The 16,369-nt window shown below is 47.4% G+C and carries 14 protein-coding genes; 9 read left to right on the top strand and 5 right to left on the bottom strand.

The window, feature by feature from the left end; translation table 11 throughout:
* Positions 1-86 precede the first annotated feature (86 nt).
* On the bottom strand, positions 87-239 hold the full coding sequence (locus H6F98_RS05300) for a hypothetical protein (protein WP_192217629.1): 153 nt from the start codon (positions 237-239) through the stop codon (positions 87-89).
* A gap of 569 nt (positions 240-808) precedes the next feature.
* On the opposite strand from H6F98_RS05300, the gene topA reads away from it, so the two are divergent.
* The 3 genes from topA (at position 809) to thrB (ending at position 5,244) form a co-directional block, all read left to right on the top strand.
* Positions 809-3,505, top strand: a complete 2,697-nt coding sequence (gene topA / locus H6F98_RS05290; RefSeq protein WP_192217628.1) for a type I DNA topoisomerase — start codon at positions 809-811, stop codon at positions 3,503-3,505.
* A gap of 100 nt (positions 3,506-3,605) precedes the next feature.
* A complete protein-coding gene (locus H6F98_RS05285) occupies positions 3,606-4,244 on the top strand; it encodes an AAA family ATPase (RefSeq protein ID WP_192217627.1) in 639 nt (212 codons plus the stop codon).
* Between the two features lie 43 nt (positions 4,245-4,287).
* Positions 4,288-5,244, top strand: coding sequence for a homoserine kinase (thrB, locus tag H6F98_RS05280; RefSeq protein WP_192217626.1), 957 nt, complete (start codon positions 4,288-4,290; stop codon positions 5,242-5,244).
* A 40-nt stretch (positions 5,245-5,284) separates the two neighbouring features.
* Here the strand turns inward: thrB and H6F98_RS05275 are convergent, their stop codons facing one another.
* Entirely contained in the window at positions 5,285-5,743 is a 459-nt protein-coding gene (locus tag H6F98_RS05275) for a GatB/YqeY domain-containing protein (RefSeq protein WP_192217625.1), read from the bottom strand.
* 285 nt (positions 5,744-6,028) lie between these two features.
* On the opposite strand from H6F98_RS05275, the gene H6F98_RS05270 reads away from it, so the two are divergent.
* The 3 genes from H6F98_RS05270 to H6F98_RS05260 all read left to right on the top strand — a co-directional run bounded on the left by H6F98_RS05270 (position 6,029) and on the right by H6F98_RS05260 (position 9,264).
* Positions 6,029-7,660 carry an NAD(P)H-quinone oxidoreductase subunit 4 gene (locus H6F98_RS05270; protein WP_192217664.1) on the top strand — a complete coding sequence of 544 codons (1,632 nt, stop codon included), beginning with the start codon at positions 6,029-6,031 and terminating at the stop codon, positions 7,658-7,660.
* 181 nt (positions 7,661-7,841) lie between these two features.
* Positions 7,842-8,345: a hypothetical protein gene (locus H6F98_RS05265; protein ID WP_192217624.1), complete on the top strand. Its 504-nt coding sequence runs from the start codon at positions 7,842-7,844 to the stop codon at positions 8,343-8,345.
* Positions 8,346-8,526: 181 nt separating this feature from the next.
* Positions 8,527-9,264 (top strand): 2-phosphosulfolactate phosphatase family protein, encoded by a 738-nt coding sequence (locus H6F98_RS05260; RefSeq protein ID WP_192217623.1) that lies wholly within the window; start codon positions 8,527-8,529, stop codon positions 9,262-9,264.
* A gap of 225 nt (positions 9,265-9,489) precedes the next feature.
* Here the strand turns inward: H6F98_RS05260 and pheS are convergent, their stop codons facing one another.
* Positions 9,490-10,494: a phenylalanine--tRNA ligase subunit alpha gene (pheS, locus tag H6F98_RS05255; RefSeq protein WP_192217622.1), complete on the bottom strand. Its 1,005-nt coding sequence runs from the start codon at positions 10,492-10,494 to the stop codon at positions 9,490-9,492.
* 416 nt (positions 10,495-10,910) lie between these two features.
* Between pheS and surE the strand changes: the two genes are divergently transcribed.
* Positions 10,911-11,711, top strand: coding sequence for a 5'/3'-nucleotidase SurE (gene surE / locus H6F98_RS05250; protein WP_192217621.1), 801 nt, complete (start codon positions 10,911-10,913; stop codon positions 11,709-11,711).
* A 54-nt stretch (positions 11,712-11,765) separates the two neighbouring features.
* On the opposite strand, the gene H6F98_RS05245 is transcribed toward surE, so the two are convergent.
* Positions 11,766-13,583, bottom strand: coding sequence for an aspartate kinase (locus H6F98_RS05245; RefSeq protein WP_192217620.1), 1,818 nt, complete (start codon positions 13,581-13,583; stop codon positions 11,766-11,768).
* 197 nt (positions 13,584-13,780) lie between these two features.
* On the bottom strand, positions 13,781-14,515 hold the full coding sequence (locus tag H6F98_RS05240) for an LmeA family phospholipid-binding protein (protein ID WP_192217619.1): 735 nt from the start codon (positions 14,513-14,515) through the stop codon (positions 13,781-13,783).
* Positions 14,516-14,766: 251 nt separating this feature from the next.
* On the opposite strand from H6F98_RS05240, the gene H6F98_RS05235 reads away from it, so the two are divergent.
* Together H6F98_RS05235 and H6F98_RS05230 are read left to right on the top strand one after the other, a co-directional pair.
* Complete coding sequence (locus tag H6F98_RS05235) at positions 14,767-15,558, top strand: pseudouridine synthase (protein WP_192217618.1); 792 nt, start codon at positions 14,767-14,769, stop codon at positions 15,556-15,558.
* The gene (locus tag H6F98_RS05230) at positions 15,555-16,325 is read left to right on the top strand and encodes a RodZ domain-containing protein (protein WP_192217617.1); all 771 of its coding nucleotides are present in this window, start codon (positions 15,555-15,557) and stop codon (positions 16,323-16,325) included. Before H6F98_RS05235 ends, H6F98_RS05230 begins: the two co-directional genes overlap by 4 nt.
* The last annotated feature ends 44 nt before the right edge of the window (positions 16,326-16,369 follow it).

Below are 16,369 nucleotides of genomic sequence, written 5' to 3'. Positions count from 1 at the left end.
ACAAGTCATGTTTAATAATTAAATTGGTTCGATATTAACGTTATAACCGATTCTTATTAATGTATATTCTTGCCAAGAATCTAATTTTAGTAACTTGCAATTATTGGCAAATTCAGGCGTAACCAATTCCTTGAATCAAGTATTGGCTGCCCATATTTACCCTGTAGTTGTCTCTGGAGTCGGTAAACTGGAATCAGCATTTCTTGTGGCGTTAGCTTTTCAATGTTAGTCTGCGACATAGCGCCAGCCTTGAGGCTCATATTCTTGCTGAATCTTTACCATCTAGTTGCCTTGAGGAATTGCGATCGCGTTATGCTCTTCGTGGGTAAGCAAAGCCGTCTCTGAGAGGACTCGCAGATAGAGGGTGCCATCTTTCTCATACAACTGGGCCTATCCCTCACTAAGGCGGTGCTTATGTCCTGTCACTTTAACTTCTTAACTTCTGCCAAAGCTCAGATGAGATGGCTTTTGTCCCTGATTGGGTTCTACAGTAACCAAAATTACATCCCCTTGTCGAATTGGCTGCATCGGTACTTCCCCCAACTTTGCTTGGATGTCTCAGCTATAATCACACCGAACCCGGACGTTGGCATTCATTCTGGCATAATCCGGAGCATTAAGGGTTGCTACTGAGTATCGGCTATAAGTAGATATCAAGCTACATTTAGCAATAAGGCTGGTGGTTGATCTCTTTATGGGTATCTCCTCAGCTTCCGTTTGAATAACTCGCCATCGTCATTTCGCCCTCTCTTCATCACGTTTGTCTGTTTAGCCCGCTGCTATATCCCCGAAGGAAGTTAACATTCCTATGTCAACCCTCGTTATTGTTGAATCTCCGACCAAAGCACGTACCATTCGTAACTACTTGCCCTCTAGCTATCGTGTTGAGGCATCGATGGGACATGTTCGTGACCTCCCTCAGTCCGCTACAGAAATTCCGGCATCCGTAAAAGAGGAACCTTGGGCGCAGTTGGGGGTGAACGTGGAGGCTAACTTTGAACCCCTATATGTTGTTCCCAAAGATAAAAAGAAAATTGTTCAGCAGCTTAAGGATGCCCTTAAAGACGCTGATGAACTTGTTCTTGCTACAGACGAAGACCGTGAAGGAGAAAGCATTAGTTGGCATTTACTGCAACTGCTAAAACCGAAAGTCCCAACCAAGCGGATGGTGTTTCATGAAATCACCCAAGAAGCGATTAAAAAAGCTCTGAAAAACTGCCGTGATATCGACGAACAGCTTGTACACGCTCAAGAAACTCGACGGATTTTAGACCGATTGGTAGGTTATACCCTCTCCCCTTTGCTGTGGAAGAAAATCGCTTGGGGCTTGTCGGCAGGTCGTGTTCAGTCGGTCGCTGTACGCCTATTGGTGACCAAAGAACGACTGCGTCGGGCTTTCCGTCAGGGAAGCTACTGGGATTTGAAAGCTGTTCTAGAACAGGAGAAAACACCGTTTGATTCACGGCTTGTTTCTCTAGCTGGCGTTAAGGTAGCAACAGGTAGCGACTTCGATCCCAACACGGGTCAAATTATTGCTGGGCGGCAGGTGAGACTGCTTTCGGAAGCGGAAGCTAGAGAATTGCAAGAACGCCTAACCGATAAAACGTGGACAGTTAGTGACATCGAAGAACGTCCCGTTGTCCGTAAGCCTGCTCCACCATTTACAACTTCGACGCTACAACAGGAGGCAAACCGGAAACTACGCTTGTCTGCCCGTGACACGATGCGGACGGCTCAAAGTCTGTATGAGCAAGGGTATATTACCTATATGCGGACAGACTCAGTACATTTATCTGAACAAGCGATTGCAGCAGCACGGAGTTGTGTTGAGCAGATGTATGGCAAGCCGTACCTCAGCCCGAAACCTCGACAGTACACCACCAAAAGTAAAGGCGCACAAGAAGCCCACGAAGCGATTCGTCCAGCAGGCAGTACTTACCGTACTCCGAAAGAAACAGGACTTGGGGGTCGGGAACTCGCCGTCTACGATCTGATTTGGAAGCGCACGGTTGCTTGCCAAATGGCGGACTCACGGCAAACTCAAATAACTGTTCAGTTGCAAGTTGAAGACGCGGGTTTTCGTTCCAGTGGCAAGCGGATTGATTTTGCGGGTTACTTACGCGCCTATGTCGAAGGTTCCGATGACCCAGAAGCCGCTTTAGAAGACCAGGAGGTAATCCTACCGCCCCTGAAGGTAGGCGACCATCCTAACTGCCTGGAACTCGAAGCAGACGGTCATGAAACCCAACCTCCAGCCCGTTACACCGAAGCCTCTTTGGTGAAAATGCTTGAAAGTGAGGGGATTGGGCGTCCTAGTACCTACGCCAGCATTATTGGCACCATTATTGACCGAGGCTACGCCCAACTTAACGGCAATGCCTTAATTCCTACCTTCACTGCTTTTGCCGTGACTGGCTTATTGGAAAAATACTTCCCCAACCTTGTGGATACCAGCTTCACCTCGCAGATGGAGCATACCCTAGACGAAATTTCAACCGGTGAAGCGGATTGGCTTCCCTACCTACAGAAATTTTATCTAGGAGAGAAAGGACTAGAAACTCAGGTTAAAGAACAAGAAAGCCAGATTGACCCCAATGAAGCCCGCACAGTGGAACTGGAAAACCTAGATGCCAAAGTGCGTATCGGTCGGTTTGGGGCTTACCTCGAAGCAGAGAATGGTGATGGCATAGTCAAAGCTTCGATTCCCAAAGACTTAACCCCGTCTGAACTCGACCCAGAACAGGTGGAGGTATTGCTTCGCCAGAAAACGGAAGGACCCGATAAACTCGGGTTTCATCCAGAAACGGGAGAACCAATTTACATCTTGATTGGTCCCTATGGCCCTTATGTCCGGCTGGGTGATGTATCTGAGGACAACAAAAAGCCGAAACAGGCTTCTCTGCCTAAGGGAGTCACGATGGATACTGTGACCTTGGAAATGGCAGTGGGTCTACTGGCTTTACCCCGCACCTTAGGTACTCATCCAGCTACTGGTGGCAGAATTCAGGCAAGCCTAGGACGGTTCGGGCCTTATGTGGTTCATGACCAAGGTAAAGGAGAGAAAGAATATCGATCGCTCAAAGCAGGTGATGATGTATTGACAATTAGCCTGGAACGTGCGTTAGAGCTACTATCCGAACCGAAGAAAGGACGTGGTGCTGGAAAATCGAAGAAAGCCCTACGAGAGCTAGGTGCCCATCCCAAAGATAATGAACCCGTGAATATCTACGATGGCCCCTATGGTCCTTATGTAAAGCATGGAAAAACTAATGCTTCTCTCCCTGAAGGACAATCAGTGGAAGACATAACGATGGAAACGGCGGTAGAGCTTTTAGCGGCTAAAGCATCTACAAAGAAATCAACGAGTAAGTCGAGTAAGTCAACGAGTTCGACGGCTAAGAAGTCAAAAAGTACAACATCTAGTAGCCGCAAAACAATGGCGAAAAAGACAACGTCCTCGACTGGTACTAAGAAGAAATCTTCAACTCGTAGTAGTTCAAGTTGAGAAATTAGCGCTTAGTCAGATTACGTGAGACAAAGGTGGTGGGGTGATAATGCGATCGCTCCACCACTTTTTGTTCACAAAGGATAATAATGGTCAATCTATGACGTTAATTTGCCTCGAAGGACCAAGTGCTGTTGGTAAAAGTACGACAAGCAAGGCACTAGTAGAGCAGTATGCTGCCTATGTCGTTCCTGAAGTGAATCAGTTGTTCAAGCGTCCAACTCCTGAACCAACCCATTGGTATTTTGAACGTCAAGTCGAACGCTGGGCTATTGCCCAAGCTAAACGAAAAACTCACGAGCTAGTAGTATTGGATGGCGATCCATTTCAACCGCTATGGTACAACTGGTCGTTTGATTTTGTTGATTGGCAACCCTTATCGGTTCTGCGGGATTTTTACCGACAGCAGATTATTGAGCAGAAACTTTGCTTTCCTGATGGTTATATCGTCCTGAGCATAAACGAAGACGAGTTACGGCAGCAAAAAGAAAGTGATTCAACTCGAAAACGCAGCGCATTCGCCAAACACTTACGAATCATCGAGCCACAACAGCGCTACTTTCAAGCGATGAACAGTCAGGTTCCGGGTTTGGTTCACCTGATTGAAGCAACGAATGTTGAAAACAATATCAAACACATCATCGAGACGGTACCATCTTTTACTCAGCTACCTGAGAGTCCTAATCCACTCACATTGTTTGACTTCTTAATCAATTGGTTGGGCAGAAATGAACCATAATAAGTAGCGATCGCAACCTGCTGATTAATTTTGAGTATTGCTAATGTCTATTGTTTCCACTACCACTGTCACTGTTCCTGCCACAACAGCTAACTTGGGGCCAGGGTTTGACTGTATTGGCGCAGCGTTGACGCTGTACAATCAGTTCCGCTTCACTCGCCTTGAGGCAACCCCTGATGTTCTTACACTTTCAGATGAGGCTGAGGTTGTCAGGATAAGTGTTACAGGGACAGAGGCGAAACTGGTGGACACTAGCGCCAATAATCTTGCCTACCAAGCCTTTTTACAGTTGTACCAACACCTTGGTCAGACACCACCGCCAGTACACATTGAGATTGAGCTAGGCGTACCACTGGCTAGAGGATTAGGTAGTTCTGCTACAGCAATTGTGGGTGGATTAGTTGGGGCTAATCAGTTGGCAGGGGAACCTCTCGATCAGATCGAGGTGATGAAATTAGCGATCGCAATAGAAGGACACCCAGATAATGTTGTTCCCGCACTCTTGGGAGGCTGTCGCCTTGCGGCTAGTGGTGAGGCGGTTCTCAAGGAATGGGAAATCTGCGACATTCCCTGGCATAGCGAGATTGTGCCAGTAATCGCCATTCCAGATTTTGAACTCTCCACCAAAGAAGCGCGGCGCGTTCTCCCGACTGAGATTAGTCGTGCTGATGCGATTTTTAACATCGCCCATTTCGGTTTACTCATCAGAGGCTTGGAAACGGGACGAGGAGACTGGTTACGAACGGCTTTGCAAGATAAGTTGCATCAGCCTTACCGACAAGCCTTGATTCCTGGCTACGATGCTGTCAATTCAGCCGCTTTGAAAGCTGGGGCTTACGGATTGGTAATTAGTGGTGCTGGACCGACTCTGATTGCCTTGGTAGATACAGTACAGGCGGCTGATGTTGCGATGGCAATGGCAGAAGCTTGGAAGACTCAAGGGATTTTAGCTCAAGCGCGATCGCTTTCTATCGACCCTCTAGGAGCAAGAACCGTCTAAATTGGTTATTGGTTGTTGGCTATTTCTAGGTCTTTAACAATCAACCACCTAGCTTCGCTTTTACGATTGCTTGAATCTTCTGCCCATCTGCTTTCCCTTTGAGTTGTTGCATCACTGGCCCCATTACCTTGCCCATATCTTTAATTGAGCTAGCCCCAACTGAAGCCATAACCTCATCCACCACTTCACCCACCTCTTCATCTGAGAGTTGCTTTGGCAGGTACTCTTCGATAATGGCTAACTCTTGAACTTGTTGTTCCACTAAGTCATCCCGTCTAGCTTGGCGAAACATCTCGATTGCCTCGCGACGTTGTTTGGCTTGTTGTACCAAGACTTCAGTTTCCTGACTTTCTGTGAGGGTGTCTTGTCCCTGAGGGCGCACGCTCACTTCTTTTTCCAGGATGACCTTTTTGATACTGCGGACTGCTTCCAATCGAACTTTGTCTTTCGCCTTCATGGCGGTTTTGATGTCTTCCGAAATGCGGTCTTTCAGGCTCATCAACATTTACCGTGTTTACATCTAGGGAAAGTCTAGCGCGATCGCTTTGTCTCCTCAGCTTTTGCAAGAAGTCTATTCAAAATCTATGGCTCAAGGCTACCTCCCATAGCACGAGGATGACACTTGGAGCAACTTACAGATTCTCCTGAACTTCTGTATTCTTTGTTAAGTATTTATCCTTATCTATGATGAAGATTTGATTTACCTCGTTAACCACTCTTCTCAAAGCTTCACTAAACTTAATACAATAGAAAAGTTGGCAACGATAGGTATTTATTCCCAGTGATGATTACTACTCAAGTTCCCTGGTTAACCACTATCATTCTGTTGCCCCTACTGGCTTCCCTGGCGATTCCTCTACTCCCCGATAAGGAGGGCCGAACCGTCCGCTTGTATGCCCTTGGGGTTGGGTTAGTGGATTTTGCTTTGACAATTTACGCCTTTTGGAGTCAGTACGATTTACAAAACTCAAAATTCCAGCTTGTCGAAACGTATCCTTGGATACCCCAGCTAGGACTGAATTGGTCTTTGGCTGTTGATGGCTTATCGATGCCACTGATTGTCTTGACTGGCTTGGTGACAACCTTGGCAATCTTAGCGGGTTGGAAAGTTAAGCAGAAGCCGCGTCTGTTTTACGCCCTGATGCTGGTAATGTTCAGCGCCCAGATCGGCGTGTTTGCTGCTCAGGACTTACTTTTATTCTTCTTAATGTGGGAACTGGAGTTAGTCCCGGTTTACCTGCTGATTTCTATATGGGGAGGTCAAAAGCGCCTCTACGCAGCAACCAAGTTTATTCTTTATACAGCGGCAGGCTCAGTATTTATCCTGGTAGCAGCACTAGCCATGGCATTCTTTGGCGATACTGTTACCTTCGATATGCAACAGCTTGCAGACAAGCACTACCCGATCGCCTTTGAACTTTTGGTATATTCAGGTTTCCTGATTGCCTTCGGTGTGAAACTGCCGATCTTTCCCCTCCACACTTGGCTACCGGATGCACACAGCGAAGCTTCTGCACCTGTATCAATGATTTTGGCGGGTGTATTGCTCAAAATGGGTGGCTATGGGTTGATTCGCATGAACATGGAAATGCTACCCAATGCCCACATTCACTTCGCACCAGTTCTCGTAGTTTTGGGTGTAGTCAACATCGTTTATGGTGCAATGACTGCCTTTGCTCAGGAAAACCTCAAGCGGCGACTGGCTTACTCTTCGATTTCTCATATGGGCTTTGTGCTAGTTGGTATTGCCTCATTCACCGAGTTGGGGCTGAATGGTGCAGTGCTTCAGATGTTGTCTCATGGGTTGATTGCCGCCGCGCTGTTCTTCCTCTCTGGTGTTACTTACGAGCGCACCCATACTCTAGTCATGGAAAAAATGGGTGGCATGGCGCAGACGATGCCCAAGGTTTTTGCACTCTTCACAGCAGGTTCAATGGCATCTCTCGCTTTACCAGGAATGAGTGGGTTTGTCGGTGAGTTATCGATATTCATCGGTGTAACAACCAGTGAGGCTTATAGTTCAATCTTCAAGGTAGTCGTCGTTCTCTTGTCAGCCGTGGGATTAATCCTGACACCGATTTATCTCCTCTCAATGCTGCGTCGGGTGTTCTACGGAAACATGAATTCGGAACTGGCGATTGATAACTATCTGGGTGATGCTAATCCTCGTGAAATCTTCATCACGGCTTGCTTGTTGGTTCCAATCATCGGTATTGGCTTGTATCCTAAGATTGCCACAGAGACTTATGATGTGAAGACTGTAGCTGTCACGGCTCAGATTCGCAATGTGTTACCGCTGATTGCACAGCAGCAAGATTCTGCGAGAACAGCTTCGTTACCCCAATTGGATGGTGCGTTAACTGCACCGAAGCTACCTACCCCTAAAGCTCACCCCTTACTTGGTGTTATGAAATAAATTCCTTGCTCACGAGTGAAGCTTGTCGAAGTATTCTGAAGTTGTGGTTAAAAACAAAGCCTGCGTCAGCAGGCTTTTGTTCATAGGAAACCTCCGAGAAACCCTGCCTTCTAGGGCAGGGAAAGTCAAGGGTAAAGGAGCTAAAAGCTTCACGAAACCAACAGCCTAAGCAGGATAAGTGATGGATCAGATACAGGCAGAAATTGAAGCAATTCGCTCTCAGATCGAAGTGTTACGGACTGAACGAGATACCCTAACAGCGAAGCTGATACTGCCAGAAAATCAGTCACCTGAAGCCATTGCCGAAGCTTACCGTCGTCAAGCTAGGGAAGCCGCACAAGTATCAACGGAAATTGAAGGTATTGATCAGGCGATCGCAGCTTTAGAAGCTCAACTCCAGCAAAAAGAGCGTGAGTTACAGCCATTACCCCCTCAACAACCCCTTACTCTACAAGAGCAGGTTGAACAGGCAACGCAACGCGCTTATGAGCATGCTGATCGCATTAATGAGTTAGCCGCCGAACTAGCCGAAGAACTTCGGGCACTCAAAGCGATCGCGTATGACCTGAGTCCAAGTTATTGGCAACTGTATGGCAGACCCTTCATTACTGGGTTTAAAAATACCTCAGTTCCCTACCTGCGTTCTGATGGAGAGGTATTAATGATTGCCAGTTTTTTAATTTAATTGCTGATCTCAAGTAGCAGTCAGCGCTCAGCCATTCGCTTTGAGCTGATAGATCTTACCTAGGAGAGGTGTTTGAATGCAACTTGGTGTGAAACAAAGTTCAATCCAAAATCTCAAATCGGGTAGCACTGACCCATAAAATTAGGAAGTCAGCAATTTAATAAGGAGGTACAGCCAACCAGTGAAGCTATTCATCTACCACACGCCCGAACTAACTCCAACAGACCACTTACCCGACTGTGCGATCGCAATCGATGTCCTGCGAGCCACAACAACAATTTCCACAGCCTTAGACGCAGGTGCCGAAGCGATTCAAGTGTTCAGCGATATGGAAAAGCTGATGCAAGTCAGCGAACAGTGGTTACCTGAAAAACGTCTGCGAGCTGGGGAACGTGGCGGTGCAATGGTAGCTGGCTGCGACTTGGGGAACTCTCCTCTGGATTGCACACCTGAACGAGTTCGGGGACGCCGCTTGTTTATCAGTACTACTAATGGAACTCGTGCCTTACAACGGGTGCAGGATGCGCCAGTTGTACTAGCGGCTGCATTGGTGAACCGCAAAGCCGTCGTCGAGTACATTTTGGCGCAACAACCTGAGACGATTTGGCTTGTGGGTTCAGGCTGGGAAGGTAGTTACTCACTTGAGGATACCGTTTGTGCTGGTGCGATCGCGCATAGTCTACACACCCACCTCAACTGCCCGTTAGAAGAACTAGTTGGGAATGATGAAGTTGTGGGTGCAATCTCACTCTACGCTCAATGGAAAGACCAATTACTCGCGATGTTCCACCAGGCAAGTCACGGCAAACGTTTACTACGTCTAGGGGTTGTCGAAGACTTAAAGTACTGCGCCCAAACCGATACCTTGGATGTCCTGCCTATCCAGAAAGAACCAGGAGTTCTCATCAAAAACTACTAATTGATTAGATTTGTAGGCTGTATTACTTACCATTGGTGTGAATTTAAGATGGACTTGGCGGTTGAAACCGCAGCTACACAAACAAAAGCTACCGCCTACGCAGGTTTCAAAAACCTTATTTTTTCGTCAGTCCGCGCAGGCGGACTTCGGTTGTGTAGCGGCGAATTCCATTCGCTCTCGTCTTATATTGACACCAATGATTACCTGCATCCCTAGATCGTGTGCTTAGAACTGCCGTAAGAAACGCAAATCGCTGCTGTACAACCGACGGATGTCATCAATCTCATGCAACACCAAGGCAAAGCGTTCAGCACCCATACCAGCAGCAAAACCTGTATAAATCTCCGGGTCGTATCCAACTGCCTTAAGTACATTGGGATCGACCATACCACAGCCCATCACCTCTAGCCATTTACCTTTCCACTTCACGTCCACTTCTGCGGAAGGTTCTGTAAACGGGAAGTAACTGGCTCGGAAACGAATCGGTAAATCCTCCCCGAACATGGCTTGTAAAAATACCTGAATTGTGCCTTTGAGGTGAGTAAACGTTAACCCTTCATCCACTGCCAATAGTTCTATCTGATGGAACACAGCCGAGTGAGTAGCATCTACCGTATCCCGACGATACACGCGACCTGGCGAGACAATCCGGATGGGTGGGTCGTTAGCTTCCATGTAGCGAATCTGCACCGAAGATGTTTGAGTCCGCAGCAAGTTACCATCCGGTAGGTAAAACGTATCTTGCATATCCCGCGCTGGGTGGTCAGGTGGAGTATTGAGCGCCTCAAAGTTGTAATAATCCGTCTCCATTTCGGGTCCAGTGGCGACGGTATAACCTAATCCAACGAAGATATCTAGGGCTTGGTCAATAGTGCTGTTGAGGGGATGCAGCCGACCTTGAGGACGATAAACCCCTGGCATCGTCACATCAATAGTTTCAGCTTCTAGTTGTGCCTGAATTTGTGCCGCTTGTAGGGATGAGCGCTTTTGCTCTAAGTTCTCTTGCAGCGCTTCTTTGACTTCATTTGCTGAAGCCCCAATGCGGGGTCGGTCTTCTGGCGATAACTGACCCATACCCCGCAAAACCAAAGACAACTGTCCTTTTTTGCCCAGGTAGTTGATACGCAACTGTTCTAGTTGCTCTAGGGTATCAGCGTGTGCGATCGCTTTTGTTGCGTCTTCTTTCAGTGTGGCTAGTTGGGCTTCAAGCTCGTTGAGCGGAGTGGTCATGCTAGGTAGTGAGATTTTAAGTTTTGGTTTTTGAATATTATTGTGGCACCTACCCTATAAGCAGACCTATGAGCGAAGTAGGTTGACACGAAAAACCACAAACTGCTGTGGCTGAATTCAGCGATCGGCTCTTAAACTAAGCAGTTAGAAATAGCTAAATTATTGAAGCCGATTACCTTTACCAGTTTACAGGTAAGGCTTACCTATGCTCTTAGGAGTTCGATGGATTTAGTACCTTGTTGAATGATCAATGCTCTTCTCTAGACCAGTTCGGCAAAAATAACCCACCCTAAAAACTCTTCCCCTGCTTCCAGACTGATGCGCCTGGAAGGTTTGGTCTGCCCCTTGTTCTATGTCACCCCAACTGTCAAGCTAAAATCGAACAACTACTTTCATGATTGCCGCATCACTATTTAATGAAATTGTTAATCAGCAACGACGATGGTATCTTCGCACTCGGTATTCGCGCTCTTGCCGATACGCTTGCCGAAGCGGGTCATGAGATTACTGTCGTTTGTCCAGACCGGGAGCGCTCAGCCACAGGTCACGGTTTAACGCTCCACGACCCCATCCGTGCGGAAAAAATTGAGACAATTTTTCATCCTACCGTTAGAGCTTGGTCGTGTTCAGGAACCCCCTCAGACTGTGTGAAGCTTGCCCTTGGAGCATTAATGGACAGCTTTCCGGATTTGGTTCTTTCTGGCATCAACCACGGCTCTAACCTTGGTACAGATATCCTCTACTCCGGCACGGTTTCAGCCGCAATGGAAGGAGTGATTGAAGGGATTCCTAGCGTTGCCTTTAGTTTGGCGAGCTATACTTCAAGGGAGTTTGAGGCGGCTGCGAGGTTTGCCAAAACCCTGGTTACTCAGTTCTCTAAGCAACCGCTACCAGAATTGATGTTACTCAATGTGAATGTACCGCCCGTGAAACCAGAAGAAATTGCTGGTGTCAAAATCACTCGTCAAGGGCTTCGTCGCTATATCGATACCTTTGAGAAACGGGTTGATCCACGGGGCAAAATTTATTACTGGTTAGCTGGAGAAGCCCTCGAAGATGTCGAACAACCCGACCATCTCCACCTTCCCAAAGATATCCCCACAGATGTTCAGGCAATTCGCGATCGCTACATCACCGTAACCCCTCTGCAATATAATCTCACCGATGCTGCTGGTGTAAACAGTTTGCAGGGCTTAGGACTAAATACACTTTGGTGAGATATAGCAGAAAGCCGTCAGCTATCTTGAACCTTTTTTGACTTTCCCTGACAGCTACGCAGAAACTTGGACTTTCTTGCTTCCGGCAAGACCAAAGGCATTATGAATCGCTTGTAAGGCAATAACACCCTGCTCTTGGGCGACAACACAGCTAATTTTGATTTCCGAGGTGGTAATCATTTGAATGTTGATTTGATGTTGAGCTAGTGCTTCAAACATCCGTGCGGCAACTCCGGGCTGTCTGACCATTCCTGCCCCAACAATACTGACTTTAGCAATGTCTGTATCGAGAAGAATCTCTCCACACCCTAGATCAGGAGAAGCTTGTTTTAATGCCAACCGGGCGGCTTCCGCGTCTGCTTGTGACACCGTGAAGGCAAGGTCGCGGGTAGGAACACCGTCAATTACACGGCAGCGTTGGGACTGGATGATCATATCTACACTGATGTTTTGCTCGGCTAGGTGTCCGAACAAACGGGCTGCCCTGCCAGGACGGTCAGGTACATAGCGAATTGCTAAACGGGCTTGATTGAGGTCGAGCGCAACACCGCGTACAGGGGAGGGGTGAGTAGGGAGAGGTGATTCAGTTGCTTTTGGGAGTTGGAGTGGGGAACTATTGATGTTGAAGGTTTGGCAGAGTGCTGTGATTGCGCGATCGCAATCTTTGATATCAATTACACAGCTAACTTTGACCTCTGAGGTAGAAATCATCTGAATATTAACGCCCGCACTTGCCAAAGTGACGAACATCTGCGCTGCAATGCCAGGACGTCCAATCATCCCAGCACCTGCGATCGACACTTTTGCGATCCCACGAGCAACCATTACCTCAGCTTCTTCGGGATCGGCAGATTGGGTGCGTAGGGCAGGTGCGATCGCTTGTGCTACGGCTTCGGCTCGATTGAGAATGCCGTTGCTCACTGTAAAGGCAATATCGTTCGTATTGCTCTCATGGATTGACTGAATAATCAAATCTATATCCAAATCTTGACGGGCAATCTCACCAAACAACCTTGCCGCCACACCCGGACAATCAGGCACTCGCAAAAGCGCCACTTTCGCCTGATCTGTATCAAATTCCACCGCATCGACAGGTCGAGCAATCTCCAACCCTTCCAGTGGACGCGGTTGAGGCATTGGGGAAATTACCTTTGTACCAGGGTCATCTGTCCAACTCGATAACACGACCAAAGGAACACCATAATTCCGCGCAATTTCCACAGCACGGGGATGTAGCACCTTCGCCCCCAAGCTAGCTAGCTCCAGCATCTCATCGGCTGTAATCTCGTCCATCAACTGAGCATCCGGTACAATTCGAGGGTCAGCGGTCAAAATCCCCGGAACATCGGTATAAATTTCACATCGACTCGCCTTTAATGATGCTGCCAAGGCTACGGCTGAAGTATCTGAACCCCCACGACCGAGTGTGGTAATTTCCAAAGCATCGGTGCTACTGATGCCCTGAAACCCCGCGACAACAACCACCTTACCCTCGTTCAGATGCTGTTCAATCCGCTCCGTTTTAATTTTGAGAATCCGAGCGCGGCTATGGTGTGCTTCTGTGACAATTCCTACTTGAGCGCCCGTTAAGGAAATCGCTGGCTGCCCCAACTCCTGTAAAGCCATGCACAACAAAGCAATAGAGACTTGCTCCCCTGTAGAAAGCAGCATATCCATTTCTCGGCGGCTGGGATTCGTCGAGATCGCATTCGCTAGTTTCACCAAACTATCGGTAGTCTTACCCATTGCGGAAACGACAACAACTAGGGAATTCCCCAAAGTTGCTGTTTTCATAACACGTTGAGCAACAGATTGAATGCGTTCTACTGACCCAACAGAGGTACCACCGTATTTCTGGACAACTAACGACATAATGTTTATCCCACCCACTTTTCTCGTGACATCGTGAATTGTTGAGGAGTCAAATCCGAGACTCGATGCCAAGACGTATTGAATATCTACTATTTAATCAACTTATCAGACCCAGTGAGTCAAAACCATTGACATTAGCAAGTCTCCTGAAAGTTTCAGGGCTTGTAATCAGCTTCTAGAGGTAGGTACACCTAGCATTAAGGGATAACGTTCAAGCGTCCGCTACAGATTAGCTGTTCAGACGATAGAGTAAGTTCTTGGAGTTCAACGTCTCGACCTAAATCTATCTCAAAGGCAGCGAAGTTTTTTGCTGGCAACACAGGTTCGATTTGAATTTGGAGGGGATTCAGTTGTAGTACACTGGGCGTGACTAGCTGAAGACCAGCACGAATGACGACTTGTGCTGTCCGAAGATCTGCATCTGCTAAATTACCTCTTAGGGTGAGTTGCTCAGCATCAATATCAACCTGTTGCCAGGTGACTTTTTTAGATCTTATGTAGTCAACTAAATTAGTTGTTTCATCGGATTTGAGCAGTGTATCTAGTAATTCAGTCAATGCCTTCGATAATAATGGTGCCTGTAGCGATGCTTGGAGATCGGCTTGCTGGAGTAGTAGCTGACCAACGACTGGCACAGGGGCTAAAAGTTGTAGCGGCTTTCCCTTAATAACTTGACCGAGGTTGACGCGAATATCAGTACCTTCTAGCTGAATTTTGCTAAGATGCAGTCCTTGATAGACGGCATGGTTTGCGGTAACGGTGACTGTCGGGATATGACCGCTCAGGATTTGGCGATCGCCCCCTATCAGCTTGAACTGCAAGGTTTCAATCTGCTCAACTTGCGATCGCAACCATAGCTGTAGTGCTGGTGACAATACGGTACTGATGACTCGGCTTTTTTTGGACTTCGAGGCTTTTGGAGTTTCACTCACAAATTAACCTCAGAAAACTATATGTAATCATGCTTAGATCCCTAGGTATAATGCCTCCGAGGTCAATTGTTTTCTTACCCATAAGCGAAACACTTGCAATTATCCACATTCTTGTAATATTTGTACATAGTCAATCCAGGTCAGTGTTAGGCGCAAGCGCTCCGCTTCCTGGAAGGGTGCCCCAGAGGATAAAGTAGTTTATTGCTAACTCACCTGTCTCTAGATGAAAACGCTCACACAGTAGTCGAATCATGGAAGAAAGAGTACAAAAAGTTCTTTCACAGTGGGGTATTGCCTCACGGCGTGAAGCTGAGAAGATGATCTTGGCGGGACGAGTTCGGCTGAATCATACTGTGGCGCATCTGGGACAAAAAGCTAATCCAGAAATAGATCTGATCGAAGTTGATGGCAAACCTGTAGCACCAAGCGATCGCCCTCAACCCCTCTATCTTTTACTAAATAAACCCCTTGGAATTGTGTCCACTTGTCGTGATTCTGCTCATCGTGCTACTGTTCTTGATTTACTGCCGCCTACCCTCTCCAGAGGACAGGGTATTCATCCTGTAGGACGCTTGGATGCAGATTCTACAGGTGCTCTACTACTAACCAATGACGGAGCCTTAACGTTTCATCTCACCCATCCTCGTCATCACGTTCCTAAGACTTATTATGTTTGGGTGCAGGGTCATCCGCCTGAATCAGTACTAAAACTTTGGCGTGAGGGTGTCGATCTGTCGGGAAAAAAAACCTTGCCTGCTCAAGTCCGGCTACTTAAGCGTGGGAGAGAGGAAACACTTTTGGAGATTGTTTTAACAGAAGGGAGAAATCGTCAGATTCGTCGTGTCGCCGAACTGCTAAGCTATCCAGTGATTCATCTGCACCGCACTGCGATTGGTCCGATTCAATTACAACCTAAGGGGGAATCGGTACTACCCAGCGGTCACTACCGTCCCCTGAAAGAGTTTGAAATTCGTTTCCTCCACAACCGAGTCCACCTAACATCAGTAAACGTGCCAGCAGATATCAAGGAGTACAGTCTATGAAGGAGAATAAACTCCATTTTCAGCAAGAACAAATCGAGAAGCTCAAAGAACTGGGATCGCGTCTGCGCCAGTTCCGGACTGAACAGTCCCTCCCCTTAGAGGAAGTTGCGGCTCGAACTCGGATTCAGGCACGGTTATTGAATGCAATTGAAGAAGGTCGGCTCGATCAGTTGCCAGAACCTGTATATATCAAAGGCTTTATCAAACGCTTTGCGGATGCGTTAGGTCTAAATGGGGCAGAGTTTGCTAGCACTTTTCCAATAGGGTCGGCTATACAATTTATTAAGCCTACTTGGCGGCATTTGCCGGCAGCGCAACTGCGACCGATTCACCTTTACTTGCTCTATATCTGTTTGGTGATTGGAGCAGTGAGTAGCTTATCGCTATTGGTTAATCGTTCTGCACAGCAAGCTCAACAGTTACCTATACCCAGCAACTCGCAACCAACAAAGCCACAACAGAATACAGACACAGAAACTCTCAAACTGGCTAAAGTAACGCAGTCAATTGAAGAAGGAAAGTCAGTACAAGTGGGTATTACCCTCAAGGCTCAATCCTGGATTCGAGTCGTGGCAGATGGGAAGACGGAGTTTGAAGGTGTCTTACCTGAAGGAACACAACGCACTTGGGTTGCTAATCAAAAACTGATTGTTCGAGCGGGTAACGCCGGAGGCGTTCTGGTTGAGTTTAATAACGAATCGGTTAAACAATTGGGCGCACCTGGCGAAGTTCAGGAAGTAACATTCGCTGCAAACTCCAGCCTATAAGAAGGTTGTTAGCTTTTAGTTGTTGGTAATTTCAAGAACAACTA

The organism is Microcoleus sp. FACHB-SPT15 (assembly GCF_014849525.1).
GTDB classification, from domain to species: domain Bacteria; phylum Cyanobacteriota; class Cyanobacteriia; order Cyanobacteriales; family Coleofasciculaceae; genus Symplocastrum; species Symplocastrum torsivum.
This window is presented reverse-complemented; position numbering and strand designations above follow the sequence as displayed.